Source organism: Niastella sp. (assembly GCF_045805085.1).
GTDB lineage: Bacteria > Bacteroidota > Bacteroidia > Chitinophagales > Chitinophagaceae > Niastella.
In genome coordinates this window covers 1-14758 of record NZ_JBJMLX010000503.1, presented here as the reverse complement: position 1 = coordinate 14758, position 14758 = coordinate 1, and the positions used below count along the sequence as shown (strand labels likewise).

General features: G+C 45.7%; 11 protein-coding genes. 1 reads left to right on the top strand and 10 read right to left on the bottom strand.

What is annotated here, in order from left to right; genetic code table 11:
- Nucleotides 1-443: 443 nt before the first annotated feature.
- The 5 genes from ACJ751_RS26400 to ACJ751_RS26380 all read right to left on the bottom strand — a co-directional run bounded on the left by ACJ751_RS26400 (nucleotide 444) and on the right by ACJ751_RS26380 (nucleotide 9967).
- Nucleotides 444-1223: a rhomboid family intramembrane serine protease gene (locus ACJ751_RS26400; RefSeq protein ID WP_407748531.1), complete on the bottom strand. Its 780-nt coding sequence runs from the start codon at nucleotides 1221-1223 to the stop codon at nucleotides 444-446.
- Between the two features lie 46 nt (nucleotides 1224-1269).
- A complete protein-coding gene (locus ACJ751_RS26395) occupies nucleotides 1270-3819 on the bottom strand; it encodes a TonB-dependent receptor (protein WP_407748530.1) in 2550 nt (849 codons plus the stop codon).
- A 353-nt stretch (nucleotides 3820-4172) separates the two neighbouring features.
- Nucleotides 4173-5726 (bottom strand): RagB/SusD family nutrient uptake outer membrane protein, encoded by a 1554-nt coding sequence (locus ACJ751_RS26390; RefSeq protein ID WP_407748529.1) that lies wholly within the window; start codon nucleotides 5724-5726, stop codon nucleotides 4173-4175.
- A 28-nt stretch (nucleotides 5727-5754) separates the two neighbouring features.
- Nucleotides 5755-8892, bottom strand: a complete 3138-nt coding sequence (locus tag ACJ751_RS26385; protein ID WP_407748528.1) for a SusC/RagA family TonB-linked outer membrane protein — start codon at nucleotides 8890-8892, stop codon at nucleotides 5755-5757.
- Nucleotides 8893-8908: 16 nt separating this feature from the next.
- Nucleotides 8909-9967: a FecR family protein gene (locus ACJ751_RS26380; RefSeq protein WP_407748527.1), complete on the bottom strand. Its 1059-nt coding sequence runs from the start codon at nucleotides 9965-9967 to the stop codon at nucleotides 8909-8911.
- Between the two features lie 118 nt (nucleotides 9968-10085).
- Here ACJ751_RS26380 and ACJ751_RS26375 point away from each other — a divergent pair, with 118 nt between their 5' ends.
- The gene (locus ACJ751_RS26375; protein ID WP_407748526.1) at nucleotides 10086-10709 is read left to right on the top strand and encodes an RNA polymerase sigma-70 factor; all 624 of its coding nucleotides are present in this window, start codon (nucleotides 10086-10088) and stop codon (nucleotides 10707-10709) included.
- On the opposite strand, the gene ACJ751_RS26370 is transcribed toward ACJ751_RS26375, so the two are convergent.
- From ACJ751_RS26370 to ACJ751_RS26350, 5 genes are all read right to left on the bottom strand, one after another.
- Nucleotides 10692-11576, bottom strand: a complete 885-nt coding sequence (locus ACJ751_RS26370) for an alpha/beta hydrolase fold domain-containing protein (RefSeq protein WP_407748525.1) — start codon at nucleotides 11574-11576, stop codon at nucleotides 10692-10694. The two genes, ACJ751_RS26375 and ACJ751_RS26370, sit on opposite strands and share 18 nt — an antisense overlap.
- Nucleotides 11577-11714: 138 nt before the next feature.
- Complete coding sequence (locus ACJ751_RS26365; RefSeq protein ID WP_407748524.1) at nucleotides 11715-12053, bottom strand: cupin domain-containing protein; 339 nt, start codon at nucleotides 12051-12053, stop codon at nucleotides 11715-11717.
- 10 nt (nucleotides 12054-12063) lie between these two features.
- Nucleotides 12064-12786: a FadR/GntR family transcriptional regulator gene (locus ACJ751_RS26360; RefSeq protein WP_407748523.1), complete on the bottom strand. Its 723-nt coding sequence runs from the start codon at nucleotides 12784-12786 to the stop codon at nucleotides 12064-12066.
- Between the two features lie 569 nt (nucleotides 12787-13355).
- On the bottom strand, nucleotides 13356-14246 hold the full coding sequence (locus tag ACJ751_RS26355; RefSeq protein WP_407748522.1) for an IS3 family transposase: 891 nt from the start codon (nucleotides 14244-14246) through the stop codon (nucleotides 13356-13358).
- Entirely contained in the window at nucleotides 14243-14605 is a 363-nt protein-coding gene (locus ACJ751_RS26350) for a hypothetical protein (protein ID WP_407748521.1), read from the bottom strand. The genes ACJ751_RS26355 and ACJ751_RS26350 overlap by 4 nt, the downstream gene beginning before the upstream one ends.
- Nucleotides 14606-14758 lie beyond the last annotated feature (153 nt).

The window sequence follows — 14758 nt, the reverse complement described above, 5'->3', positions numbered from 1 at the left end:
GTATCTGCGTTCACACGTAACTGAGTTCAGTAAGCATTTTTATGTGTGTGGGCCCGATAAGATGATTAGTGATATTAATGCTACTTTGGAGAAGCTGGGGGCGAAGCCGGACGCGGTGGTGTTTGAGAAGTAGGTTTTGAGTTGACCAGTTAACCAGTTGACCAGTTGACCAGTGAGAGAAGGCAAGTTGATAAAGGGAACGAAGTAAGAAATAAAAAGTTAACGGGTTGAAAAGTTGACAGGTTAACAAGGAATAAAAAAAACAAGCCCAGGAAGTTTTAAACCGCCCGGGCTCGTTTCATATAAGAACCCAATAACTTAATAACTTATGAACCTGCACCTACGAACCACGAATGCAAAACTTTATACATCAAACCTCAAACTAAAAAACTAAAGAACTAACAAACTCAATAACTAACGAACTCAATAACTTAAAATTAGAACTAAATAAACCTCTTTCTGGTAGCCCTCGCTACTCTCCTTCGGGCAAGAAACTCTTTCCCAAACCAACCTACCAGCAACAACCCAAATATAAATCCCCCTATATGCGCTGCATAAGCAACGCCGCCACCAGCTTCCTCACCGCCAAGGGCGCCTAAGCCATTCACGACCTGGAAGACAAACCAAATGCCTACGGCAACAAATGCAGGCACCGAAACGATAATAAAGAAGGTAAGAAGATGAACACTTTTGCCGGGGAATAATCGTAAGTAAGCCCCTAACACGCCGGAGATAGCGCCCGAGGCGCCCAGACTGGGGATCAGCAGGCTTGGCCCCAAAATCAATGTACTGAATACATGGCTCAAACCGGCCAGCATACCGCATAACAAATAAAAGAACAGGTATTTTATATGCCCCAGAGCATCTTCTACATTATCACCAAAGATCCATAAGTATAACATATTGCCCAACAGGTGCGCCAGTCCGCCATGCATAAACATGGAAGTAAATAAGGTGAGAAAAACGGGAATGTTGGTAGGCCCTAACCCCGGCATTTCAATAATATTACCGGTAAGCGGGTCCTTTTCTGTTAATGATTGGGTAACAATATCCCGACCGGTTAAGATCTCGGCCGGCACTGTAGAATAACCCAAAGTAACCTCGGAGTTATGTCCCCATTGCTGCCAGTATATAAAGACAAAAATATTAAGCGCTATAAGCAGGTAATTGACATAAGGAAAAGTTTTCCTGTCGCGGTTGTCATCTCCAATGGGGAAAACCATATTTTTTTACTAAAGGTAGGCAAAAGATGTACCGGGATCGTCAGCATTATTTTAAAGAATAAGTAAGAGTAGTATAATAAAAACCACCTATCTGTGGCCCGCCCAGGATGGAGTAGTAATAATGGTTCAGGAAATTGGCAGCGCCCAGTTTTACCGTAAGCGACGGTTTGTTAAACGAGTATTGCACCATGGCATCGGCATTGAAAACAGCCGGCACATTTCCATTCACGAGGAACGACTGGTAATAAAAACTGCTTTGATACCTGGCCGATAAAGAAAAGCCCAGGTTCTTGTATACATTCACGCCTCTTATGCCGCCATTTACCATCCATTTCGGAGTATTGAACCCGTCTTCCAGTCCATCGTTGGCGCTTGTTCTTTTCAGGGTCTGATAACTCGCATTTCCGAACAGAGAGTAATGATTATCGACCAGGTACAGCAGATCGATCTCGGTACCATAATTATGAACAATGGTTTTTGAGTTGGTCCACAGGCGGTAGCGGGCCTGTTTGTTTTTATCATACAGGTAGGCAGGCATCTGCGTGCTATCGGTAGTATTGGGCACACTGCCTTCTATCTGGGCAATAAAGTTCGAATAGAAATTGTAGTAAAGATCTATATCCACAGAAAACCGGTTATTGAACAGAATTGATCTGTACCCCACTTCAAAGGAATGCATTTGTTCCGGTTGCAAATAGGTATAGGTGTTATGCTGTAAAATTCCCTTGTTCTTTTCAATGGCAGCGGCCTGGGATAGGCCCGCAGTATTTACATCTTTATTAACCGCAGCGGTAAATGCGTCGATGGAACTTTTTAACCAGGTGTTTTCAAATACGCCAGTCGACATCACCTTCAACCCACCTACCCTTTTTACCCCTCCGCTGTTGATGTTTGAGAAGCCTTCGAAAATGCTGGGGAAGCGATAGCCGTTCTGATAGGAGAACCGCACAAAATCGTTGCGTGTTAACTCGTATACAGCAGTAAGGCGGGGATTCCATTTCAGGTTGAAATACTCATAACCGGTTCCACGCAATACGGCACTTACCTGTAATTTATCGTGCAGCAATCTTTTTGATGCCTGCACAAAAAAGCCGTAGCTGGTATAATTTAAATTATGTCCGGAGTCGGTTGGATTGATAAAATAATTCCCATCAGGCACAATGATATAATCTCTGAAATCAGCGCCAACCTGCAGGTTAAAACCTGTATGCAGGAATTTCCCCAGGTCAAATGAACCTTCTGTATGCACCAGGTGGGCTTTTACTTTTAATGCAGCGCCAATATCCCAGTTATTTATTTCCTGTAATTGTTTCAGTTTGTCTTTAAAAGCAGCTGTGCCTGGTTGTAACCGGCCGTTATCTGCCGCATCACGCGCTGCATGAAGGGCTGCCAACACATCTGCTTTTGCTGCATAAGCAGTATTAAACGCATTGGTATAATCTGCAAACCATTTGTTATTGTCTTTAAAACTCAGGTCCATGGTTTCTGCCATCGAGCGCAGGTTATAAGAGTGGCCGGTATTTTCTGAAGTAATATAAGCACGTGCCTGAAACAGGGCATTCTTAAACTGAACAATGTGCTGTTGCAATAAATAATCCTGCAGGCGAAAGCGGTTCGACCGTTGATAGGTATTGTTCAGAAAAGCAGTACGGTAGGTATAAGAGAGCTGTGCATTTTCTGTAGGCCTGAAATAAAGAGAAACATCTCCCTTTACATTTTGCAGGTTGTAATCAGCCACCTCGCGCTCGTAATAACCAGTGCGCGCCACTACGTAATTCTTTCCGGCCAGGGTAAGCGTTTTGCGGTTGGATGATTCATTGCCATAGCCATTTACGGCATCGTACGCCGGATTATCGGCGCCATATAAATTGGTGGTAGCATTGCCGTTGGGGAACAGATCGCTCCGGTTATCGGCTACCCAGTCGTACCCGCGGTTGTAACCTGCATTTATTTTAAAGGCCCATTTTTTACCAATGGCTTTTGCCCAGCGAAAGTTGGTTTCATTATATAATCTGGCCGATACATTATTGGGATCGTTCACATGGTTCACCGCCACCTGTTGTTGTATACTAAAACCTTGTGTGGTGAATGGGTCCTTCGTTGTAAAGTTCGCCAGTCCGTTGGTGGCGTTCATCCCATATAATGCTGATGCTACGCCCTGGATCACTTCCACATGGTCGATGTCGAGGTCGCCGGGTGATAATGCATTGGCAATGGGAGCGCCAATATGGGGCGTCTGGTTATCGACATTTTCGATCATTTGTACAAAGCGCACATTGGTAGTATTTGAAAAACCACGCGTATTGATGATCTTGAAACCCATACTCGGTACAATCATATGTACGCCCTTCATACTGCCGATGGCATCAAAGAAGCCGGGTGATGCGGTTTGTTGTATTTGGGAGTTGCTCAGTTTCGAAATGCTCACGGGGGCGGTGAGTTGCTTTTCCTGTAAGCGGGATGCTGAGATCACGATCTCCTGTAACACATGTACTTTATGGCTGGTATCTGGCTCCGGCTTTTGTTCCTGCGCAACCATAATAATAGCAGATAAAGTACATGCTATAACACATAGCATCTTTTTAAGATAACCCATATATAAGTAGTTAGCTCGTTATTCCCGTCAATATATAACGATACAAACCTAGGGAATTCACTTCGGCTTTCCAAAAATGAAGTGGGGCAGAGAAAGTTGATCAGTTAACCGGTTGACGAGTTAACCAGGGAAATGCAGGGCAGAAGGCAGAGGGCAGAGAAAGTTGACCAGTTAACCAGTTGACCAGTTAACCAGGAAGAATGCAGCGCATGAAAGAATTAGGCAAAAAATCAGAGGCCGGCAATAGAAGAGCGCTCTCCTATTGCTGGCCTCTATCGTCAATCATTTGTTAACCCTATCAACTTGCCTTCCTTCAACTTGTCAACTGGTCAACTGGTTAACTGGTCAACTGATCAAAACGTATACCCATCATTCTGCGACAAATCCACGTTCAATTCCCGCTCCGCCTGAGGTATCGGAAACAACAACCTGTTCTTATCAACCTGGTAAGCGTTAGCCGGCAGGTAATTGTACAACTGTTTCTGCTTTACGCCAAACGCATTCATCACATCAATGGCTTTGCCGGTGCGAACCAGGTCGTGCCAGCGATGATTTTCGAAAGCCAGCTCTACCCTTCTTTCATGCGCAATGATGTCGGTCAATGCAGCGGGGTCAGTGGTGGTGATGTTATGGGTGGCGTTCCCGAAAGCGCGTGTACGCACTTTATTCAGCGGCACCAGGGCTTCGGCTGATTTGCCTTGTAAGTTCTTTGCTTCCGCCAGCAGCAGCAAGGCATCGGCATAGCGGTATATTGGCCAGTCGTCATTAGTGTTGTCGGGGTTGGTATGCGGGTTCAGGTATTTTTTAATATAGGGTACGCCTGTTTTGCCGGCAGCCGGTGTATAATTAATAATACTTTTATTGGCTGTGATGGTGAAGATGTTGCTGGCATTGTAAGTGCCTTCTGCAACTGCAATGGAAGCATCTTTGCGTTTGTCATCTGTTTCATAGGCATCTATCATATCCTGCGTAGGGGTGTTCCAGCCACCTATTGTACTGTTGTCATATTTTTGGCCGGTGATTGGTGTTGTATTGCCTGTGCGGGGTAAAAAGTAATAAATAAACTGGCTTTGTTGTCCGCCCAGCAACCCTTCGAGATATTGTACTTCAAAGATCGATTCTTTGCTGTTCTTGTTGGTGGTTGAAAACACATCGGCATAATTGGCCAGCAGATCATAGCCCATTCCAGACAGCGTATTGAGCAGTGCTTCTGCATCGGCATACTTCTTTTGCTCCATATATACTTCTGCCAGCAACATGGTGGCCGCTCCCCTGGTAGCCACACCGCTTTGTTTACCACTTACAAATACCGGATTGGCCAGTTTGGCAATGGCGTCTTTGGCGTCGTCTACAATTTGCGCATACACTTCAGTTACAGATGCACGGGGAAGAAAAGCCTGTTCTGCATTTGTTACTTCATGAATAAAGAGGGGCACACCGCCAAAATACCGAACCAGTTTAAAGAAATTGAAGGCTCGCAGGAACTTTGTCTGTCCAACAATATCAGCCTTTGCTGCATCAGAAACCGTACCGGCATCTATGCGATCGAGGATGATGTTGCAGCGTGAAATGCCTTTGAAGCAATGGAAATATATATTATTGCTATAGTTATTGGTGGGATCGTCAACAAAGTCGGCAATATTCTCGCGCATCACATACGCCGTGCCGCGGTTAACGGCATAATACTGGTAATGGGTATTGTCTGACCGCATTTCACCGGTGTAAAAATCATTATCCTCCAGATCGCGCAGCGGCTGATAGGCGGCCGTGAGCGCCATTCTGAATTGCGCTTCCGTTTTATAGAAATCAGCCACAGGGATCTCATCTTCGGGCGACAGATCAATAAAATCTTTTTTACAGGATATAACGGTCATCGCCAGTACCGCTATGATAAATATCTTGTTCAAAACATTGTTTTATAGTGACCAGGATAAATTATTTAAAGCTTGCTGATAAACCAATGGCAAATACTCTGGGTACCGGATAGCTGTTCTCATCTATCCCGATACTGGTGCCGTTCAATCCATCCAGGCTCACCTCAGGATTGATACCGGTATACTTCGTCCAGATCAACGCATGTTGAATGCTGCCAAACACCCGAAAATTCTTCAGCGCTACATTTGATTTCAAGGGAAGCGTATAGCCCAGCGTGATATTTTTTACCGAGAGATAAGAACCATCTTCCACCCACTGGCTGTTCACCGAACGGCCGATAGCGGTAGTGCCTGTCATGGTTCTGGGATAGATGCCTGAACCTGGGTTATCAGGCGAACGCCAGCGGTCTTTTACTGCTGCGAGCAAACCACGTGCGCCATCGAGGTTGGAGAGATAAGCCCATTTGGAAGGATTCAGGATCTTACCACCATATGAACCAGCTATTGTTATTGACAGATCGAAATTCTTATAGCTTAACTGATTACTGAAGCCAAACAGGAAATCAGGATTGGGATTACCGATAAATGTGCGGTCGCTTTCATTGATCACTTTATCCGGCACCACATCTTTCATCTTTATAGTTCCGATATCTGAGCGGGCGCCAGAGAGGGCCGATTTGGGAGAATTGTCAAGATCGGCCTGGTCTTTATACAATCCGTCAAATACAAATCCATAGAACTCACCCAGTGCATGTCCTTCCTGGTTGCGATAATAATCGGAAGAAGTGGTATTGTTGCGGCGAATAAAGCCTGGCGCCAGCAACTTTTTTATCTGGTTCCGGTCGAACGACATATTCCACGAAGCATTCCATTTTACGGGACCGGTAAGAATGGCGCCGCTCAATGTGATCTCATGTCCCCAGAATTCGAGCACACCCACATTGGAAGAAACACTGGCGTATCCTGAGGCGCGGGGAATGGGTCTGGCCTGAATAAGTCCATCGGATAATTTATGATAAAAATCGTAGATCAATGAAAAGCGGTTATTGAATAAAGTTACATCCACCCCAAGGTCGAGTTGTTTATTGCGTTCCCAACGAAGATTGGCATTTTGCAAAGTAGTAATGGTAGCACCGGGTACCAGGCCGCCATTGAACACATAGTTGTTGCTGGTTACATGCGCCAGGCTGGTATAGTTACCGATATTATTATTACCGGTTATCCCATAGCTGGCCCGCAATTTCAACAGGCTGATAGCCCGGAAGCGGTCCATAAAATGCTCATCGCTCACGATCCAGCCGGCAGAGATGGAAGGGAAATTACCATAGCGCGTATTGGCGCCAAAGCGGGAGGAGCCATCGCGGCGAATAGCACCCGACAACAGGTATTTGCCCCTGAAATTATAGTTGATCCTGCCAATAGTAGAGATCAATGAATAAGCGGTGGCATTGCTCGATCCGGCCGAGATGGCGGTAGCAGCACTAATATATTCCACATCGTCACTGGGGAAATTGGTACCGGTAATGGTATTGCTTTCCTGTTTGAATTGCTGGGCTGAATAACCGGCCAGTAATTCAAGATGATGGTCATGGAATAAGGTCTTTGAATAATTCAACCAGCCTTCCGCCGTCCAGGAATAATTATCAACTGAACTGCTGATACCCTGCGCGATATTGCTGGTTGAAATAGACATGGGTGAATACCGGTTACGGGTTTCGGCGCCTTTATCCAGGGCCAGGTTCCCTTTTAGGAATAACCCGGTTATTATTTCATAGTTTACATATGCATTACTCAGGATGCGGGTTGTTTTATAATCATCCTTTGTTTTTATAAGCTGCGCATATGGGTTCACATTTGACACCATCCCGGCAGAGTTCACGGTCAAAGGCATATTGCCATTGCTATCTATGGGCGCAATTAACGGACTGGCCTCTACAATTTTTTCTATCAGGCTATTTACGCCTTCGGTGGCCAACCGGTTATTATGATCGATGCGGTAACTGGGCGCAATGCCAAAACCCATTTTTAATTTATTGTTCAGCAGGTTGAAGTCCTGGTTGTAACGCAGTGAGAATAATTTAGTGCCGGTATTGATGACCACCCCTTCCTGTGTCTGGTAACCGGCCATCAGGGTGGAGGATGATTTACCGTTGGAAGAGGAAACGGCAAGGTCATAGTTCTGGATAGGCGCTTTGCGCGTTAAGGCATTGAACCAGTTGGTACCCGCTCCATACCGCTCCGGGTTTTTGTAATCGGCTGCTAATGTGCCGGTGCCTTCATACTTAACCTTATCTTCATAATATTCATTTTCAAATTCTGCAAACTCGCGGGCATTCATCACTCCGGGCCTGCCCTTTTGCGGTATTACCTGGGTGCCATAGAATGTATTGAACTCCACTTTGGGATCGCCGGTTTTGGCGTGTTTGGTGGTAATCAGCACTACGCCGTTGGCGGCTCTTGATCCATACAGCGAACTGGCCGACGCATCTTTCAGAATGGTAAAGGTTTCAATTTCCGACGGATTGATATTATTGATACTGCCGGTAATGGGTATACCATCTACTACAAACAACGGCTGGTTGTCTGATGACAGGGAAGCGGCGCCCCGAATGCGAAACTCCATGCCTCTGCCCGGCGCTCCGCTATTCTGCCCAATCTGTACACCAGCAACCTTACCCTGCAACTGTTGTGCGAACTGCCCTACCGGCATATCTTTCACATCAGATGCATCCTGTTGTACAATGGAACCGGTCACTTCCTGTTTACGTTGTTTACCATAACTCACTACCACAACCTCCAGGTTAGCGGAGCTTGCTTTCATCACCACGTAGATGGCCTCTTCCTTTTGCGGATCCAGGTTTTCTTTACGCACCACCTGTGTCTGGTAGCCTATATGTGAGAAGGTGAAGACATAGGCGCCTTTTCCCGCATGGCTTTCAAATTTGAACACCCCTTTTTTGGTGGTCACCGCTGATCGTTTCTCCTCTCCTGCTTCATTCTTCATATCGATGGTTACGCCTTCCAGGGCTTCTCCCTGTTCATTCTCCACCAACCCTTTGATGCCGGGTTTAACGTCCTGGGCCTGCAGGGGCAAATCCAATAAGGAAGTTACCAATACCAGCAGCAGTCCCATCAGGACAAACGGCCGTTTTGTAAAGGGCATAGTATGCCCTTTCACTACATTGTAGCGCTGTGTCATCTTACTTAATATTTAATTAATGAGATTTCCGGATAATAAATCGGTTACCTGCTTCTTTGATGTTCAGATCGTACAAAATGGAAATACGGTTCAGGACCTGGGATAAGGAATCTTTCTCCCGGATGCGCCCGGTGAAGATCATATCGACTAGTGTTTCTTTTTCGTATTGTAAGCGAACGCCATACCCTTTTTCTATAGCGGCCAGCACATTCGCAATGGGTTCATCTGTAAAACTGGCGGTTACCCCGGTGCGTGATCCCCATGAAGGCGCGTGTTCTTTTGCCAGCGCCGGTTGTTGTACCATGGCTTTACCTGTTTCTATATTACAGGTCACCTGCATGCCGGGCGTGAGGAACACCTCTTTCATAGGTGCGGCATTACCAGTAGTAATATGCTGCACCACCACCTTACCGGTATGCAATGCTACCGAGATATCATTGTTGCCCGGCCATGCTGTAATGGTGAATGAGGTACCTAATGCCGTGGTGGCAATATCATGACTGTACACCGTAAATGGTCTGTTGGGATCTTTTGTTACCTTGAAAAACCCTTTACCGCTCAGGTAAACATGCCGGTGTTTGTCAGTGAAAGGAGCTTCATACCGCAATTCACTGCCGGCAGATAATTCCACTTCAGACCCATCCTGTAAATGAACAGTCTTTTTTACCCCGGTCTGATTGCGGATAGCAATAACCTGTTCCTTTGGAATAATAGTGTTACTGGCAACGGTGATTGCTTGTTTTGTTGAAAGACTATAGTATAATACGAGCGTTCCGGTAACTACCACCAGCGCCGCCACGGCAATTTTTATAAACCGCATCCGCCACACAGCAGCTTCCTGCCGTTGCTCGTATTCAGCTAATTGTATATTATTTACTATTGACCTGAACAGCCCTGCCTTGTATTCGGTCGCCTGTTCACTATTGTCGTTTTCATATAGCGGCGCACCTGCATCCCCCTGTTGCCGGTACCAATTGGCATACTCCTGCAGCTCTTCTTCCGTAGCTGTATTGGTCAGAAACCTGTCGAGTAAATATTGCAACCGGTCGTTGGTCATGCACGCGCTTTTTATCATTATCTCACAATCCGCCATTTCCCCCCATGCCTTCCCCCATAAAAAAGATCATTTCATTGTAAGTTCATCAAATATTCATCATAAGATAATATTGAGATTTTTTATATTGCAGATACTTTTGCGAGCCAAACCAGCCAACATCTCTAACAGTAGCAACCATACTGCTTCTTTACTATGGACTGCCATACGACAGGGCGATGAAAAAGCTTTTGAACTGTTGTATAATAATACCGTACTACCACTCACCAACCAGGCCTACAATATTTTAAAAGACCGGGAACTTGTTAAAGATCTTCTGCAGGATGTGTTTGTAAGTTTGTACACCCGGCGGCATGAACTGCCTGCCGACCTGAACATTGTTGGGTATTTAACCAATGCCGTGAAGTATAAAGTATCTACGCATTTGCGGGACCAGCTTTCGCGCAATACGCACCATGTGGCTATATTGCAACTGGAACAACAGGAAGCATTCTCCCAAACGTCCCCTTATGAACAACGGGAGTTAAAGAACCGCATCAGGGAAAGCATCGATACCCTTCCCGAAAAATGCCGCCAGGCGTTTATGCTGAACCATTATGGCAGTATGAGCTATAAAGACGTTGCGCAGGAAATGGGCATCTCTGTTAAAACAGTGGAGAAACATATCGGCAAGGCCCTACAGGTATTACGCAGGGAATTGAATGAAGAAAAATTGATCCCGATCGCGCTTATATTATTGAGCACGTTACCGCGCAATTTGTAATTCCTTTAAAAATTTCATGATGGCCTTATTCATTTCGGAGTGTTGAGCTGCCGGAAACTCACCATGTTTTCCACCCGGTACGGTCATGAAGACCGTTTTAACACCGGCTTCTTCCAGCTTTTTATGCAGCTCCACTGATTCTTCGTATGGTACTATCGGATCGGCATCGCCATGCACAATAAAAACGGGCGGGTTGTTCTTATTGACATAGCTCATTGGTGATACCGATTTTATGAAGGTTTCGTCCTTTGCTTTATCGCCTAACCAGTCAATGGCCGATTTGCTGGTAATGTGCGGACCATACGCCCAGTCATTCACATCGGTAATCCCGTATTTGTCGATGATGGCGGCTACTTTTATATTTTCTACCCCCGCGCAATTACCATCAAAGCGGTGATCGTTGCCCAGCAGACCGGCCATCAGGGCCAGGTGCGCGCCGGCGCTGCCACCCATGATCACGATCTTGTTTACATCTACATTCAGTTCTTTTGCATTTTTGATTATATAGATCAGGGCACAGCGGGCGTCTTCCACCGCAGCGGGTGCTTTTGCCTGCGGCGTGAGGCGGTATTCAATATTGGCTACGGCAAAACCGGCTTTGAAGAAAGAGTTAAACCCCGTTTGCGATTCCTTGGCGCCGTGGTTCCAGCCACCGCCATGGATATTTATTACAATGGGCACTGGTCCTCTTTCTTTAGGCGCCAGGTACAGGTCCATCTTTTGCTGCCAGCCGGGGCCCCGGGTGTATACCACATCTATCTGTGGGGTGTAACCGGCCGGGTAAGTTACTTTTTTGGCAGAATCGTCCTGGGCGCACGATCCCAGGCAGGCCATTAAGCCCGCAAAAATGAATGAAGTATATTTCATCTGATATTTAATATTTTACATTGGCCAGATGGATCTTACCAGTGCAAAATTTTCATTGCTTATATGTTTAATGAAAATTTTGCACTGATAAGGTTCATTTTAGATCGGTTTACGTATCGCGGTTATCCAATTGATCGGTTACTTCAAAAAATCTTCCCGGTGGGGCGAGAACACATCTATCAGCATTCCGGCTTCCAGGCATACGCAACCATGTAACACATTTGGTGGCACATAGTACCCATCGCCTTTGCGAATGATCTTTTTTACATCGCCAATGGTCATTTCAAATACCCCACTGTCAACATAAGTGGCCTGTGAGTGCGGATGCTGGTGTACAGCACCCACTCCGCCTTTTTCAAACTTTGCCTTTACCAGCATAACCCGGTCATCATAGCCGAAGATCTGTCGTGTAATGCCATTGCCAACGTCTTCCCAGGGTATGTCTTGCTCAAACTGAAACTCATTGCTTTGGATCATAAGGCCTGTTTTATGGTAATAAATGATTGTTGGTTGTTGTAAATATATCATCCAAATGCGCTGCCATTGCACCAGCCGCCGCATCCGCATCCTGGTCGGCAATGGCCTGCAATATCTCACGGTGCCCGGTCATGGCCTTAATACCGCGGTTATCGCCACAAATCTTTTTCTCTACTATGTTCCGGATGATATCGGGCAATAACATCAACAGCATACTTTCAAATACCGGGTTCTTAGTGGCATTGGCAATACGCAGGTGAATGAACATGTCTTCCTGGATGGCATCTTCCTTATTGTTTATTTTATTGTCGTAGTCTTCCACGGCACTCCGGATCAATGCCAGGTCTTCGTCGGTACGGCGCATGGCTGCCAGCCGGGCGGCATTGATCTCCATGTAATACCGGGCCTCGATCAAAGCAGAAAAATCGTCTTTATTAAAATTGATGATATCTGACAGCACGCCCTCGATCATTTTTATGCTATAGCCCGATACATAGGTGCCGCTTTGGGGCGAGGTTTTCAGCAACCCGAAAAACTCCAGCTTGCGAATGGCCTCGCGCACATAACTTCTGCCCACGCCCAGTTTTTCCGCCAGGACACGCTCGGCCGGTAACCGGTCACCCGGTTTTAACTGCCCGGAAACGATCAGCTGTTTTAACTGTTGAATGATCCTGTCGGTGGGACTTTCAAACTCTATGCTTTTTATACTGTGTATAAGATCTGAGGTCTCCATAAGGCTGTATTTATTCCAGGTGCAGTTTGTTTTGCAATCGTTTCAAAATAGGGCAATCTCAAAACCAAAATTGGTTAACCAAAACCGGTTGACCAAATGTAGGGTATATTCCGCGCTAACTAAATTTATTTCAGCGGATTGAGATGTGGGAGTGGAAGGATAGCTGAATTTCCAATGATGTACTAAACTACAATTTCTCCCACCTTCTTCCTGACATGGTCCAGGGCATGTCCCGAACTTCTCCCACACTTCTCCCACTCTTCACTGGAGAACCCGGGAAAAACCGGGAGAAGTGTGGGAGAAGTCATGGATCAGTCTGCCAGGAGGTCTGAACCGGGATGAATGGGATGGCGGGATATGTACGTAAGACTGTAGGGTGATTGTGTGCGTATTCTCTGGGTATTCTCTGGGTATACTCTGGACATTCTCTGAGGATACTCATGGAGCAGTATAGCTCCAGAGTGTTGTCTTGTACTGAAAAAACTTTACAGGGGAGGAAGTTAATACTGGAATAGCTTTACAATAGTTCACAATTATACGGATAAGGCTTTACAGTTTTTGAGCTTGCCCTAAAATAGCTTTACAGGGGGACTACGTTTTTTAGGTTTCCAAAGCCTGGTCAGTTGGCCGGTGGTTAGGTGAGCCTGCTCCGGTGTTAGGTTTCCACAACTCATATGTGGCCTGAGGCGATTATATACGTCTATAGCGTGATGGGTAGCCGGTATTGCGTCCCTATAGCTTGCGAAGATGGTATCCAACCCCAGTTCTGTTTTTAGGATGCCGTTGACCCTTTCAGCAATTGCATTATCGTAAGGGCTTCCCGATTGAGTCATACTGATCTGTATGTTATTACCCTGCAAAATATCGATATAAGCATCGCAGCAGTATTGAATGCCTCTGTCGGAGTGATGGATAAGGGATGATGGCTGGCCAATACGCAGGCCGGATAAAGCTTTATTCAATGCGGTCATAGAACCCTGGGCCCTTAAATATTGGCTTAAATGGTATCCTACAATCTTCCTGGAATAAGCATCGGTAATAAGCGACAGATAAATAATACGCAGGTAAGTAATGTCACTGACCCACAGTTGTTCAGGAGCGTTTAGTTGCAGGTTTTCAATAAGGTTAGGCCATTTTTTATAGTGGTGCCATGACCAGGTAGTGCGCACATATTTCTTTTTGGGCTTAATTAGTAAGCCATGCTCCGATAACAATCTAAAGAACCGGTCCCTGCCAATGGCAATGTGATGGAAATTAAATTCTTCTTTGAGCATTCCAAGGAGTTTATTACCACCTACACGGGGTAAATAGAGGCGCCTGGCCGTTACTAATTCAATTATTAGCATCTCCTGCATATTTTCATCTGAATGACGCCACAGGTGATCATAATACGCCTGTCGGCTTTTACCAAACAGCCTGCAAAGCTTTGCCCATCCTATAGTCTGATGGTGTTGCTTCATTTCATGGACTGTTTGGTACCAAACTTTTTTACAATATCAATTCCCAACTCCTTTTGGGCTATTTCTATAAGTGTTTCCAGGGCTTCTATTTTAAGATTAGCCTCCTGCAGGGCTTTATACCCCTGTTTATCACTTATCCTCTTTGATTCTATGGTTTGTTGAGGCTGCAGTTCATGACCTTGTGGATATCTCTTATTGTACCATTTGACAAATTCCCTGACAACGCTGCCCCCGTTAAGGCCGTATTTTTGGGCTAGTTTCCCATACCCCAGGTTGGATGTAAGATATTCTCTCGCTACAGCAATTTTTAAGCTCGATTCATAAATTGGCGCTCTGCCTTGTTTGTTTGGTGTATTCATATCTTAAAATCAATTATACATATTTGCCCCCTAAATATGTAAAGTGATTTCAGGACGAGACAACTCCCAGACAACTCTCTGACCACTGTTAGTAAACTACCTGAGCATTCCGCTACAGTCTGTCTCGTACAATCCCAAACGTCGCGCCATCCC

Bases quoted from the DNA above. Each gene is read 5' to 3' on its own strand.
- ACJ751_RS26385 (WP_407748528.1), bottom strand. From the start codon at position 8,892: ATGACACAGCGCTACAATGTAGTGAAAGGGCATACTATGCCCTTTACA.
- ACJ751_RS26400 (WP_407748531.1), bottom strand. From the start codon at position 1,223: ATGGTTTTCCCCATTGGAGATGACAACCGCGACAGGAAAACTTTTCCT.
- ACJ751_RS26355 (WP_407748522.1), bottom strand. From the start codon at position 14,246: ATGAAGCAACACCATCAGACTATAGGATGGGCAAAGCTTTGCAGGCTG.
- ACJ751_RS26395 (WP_407748530.1), bottom strand. From the start codon at position 3,819: ATGGGTTATCTTAAAAAGATGCTATGTGTTATAGCATGTACTTTATCT.
- ACJ751_RS26360 (WP_407748523.1), bottom strand. From the start codon at position 12,786: ATGGAGACCTCAGATCTTATACACAGTATAAAAAGCATAGAGTTTGAA.
- ACJ751_RS26380 (WP_407748527.1), bottom strand. From the start codon at position 9,967: ATGATAAAAAGCGCGTGCATGACCAACGACCGGTTGCAATATTTACTC.
- ACJ751_RS26370 (WP_407748525.1), bottom strand. From the start codon at position 11,576: ATGAAATATACTTCATTCATTTTTGCGGGCTTAATGGCCTGCCTGGGA.
- ACJ751_RS26350 (WP_407748521.1), bottom strand. From the start codon at position 14,605: ATGAATACACCAAACAAACAAGGCAGAGCGCCAATTTATGAATCGAGC.
- ACJ751_RS26365 (WP_407748524.1), bottom strand. From the start codon at position 12,053: ATGATCCAAAGCAATGAGTTTCAGTTTGAGCAAGACATACCCTGGGAA.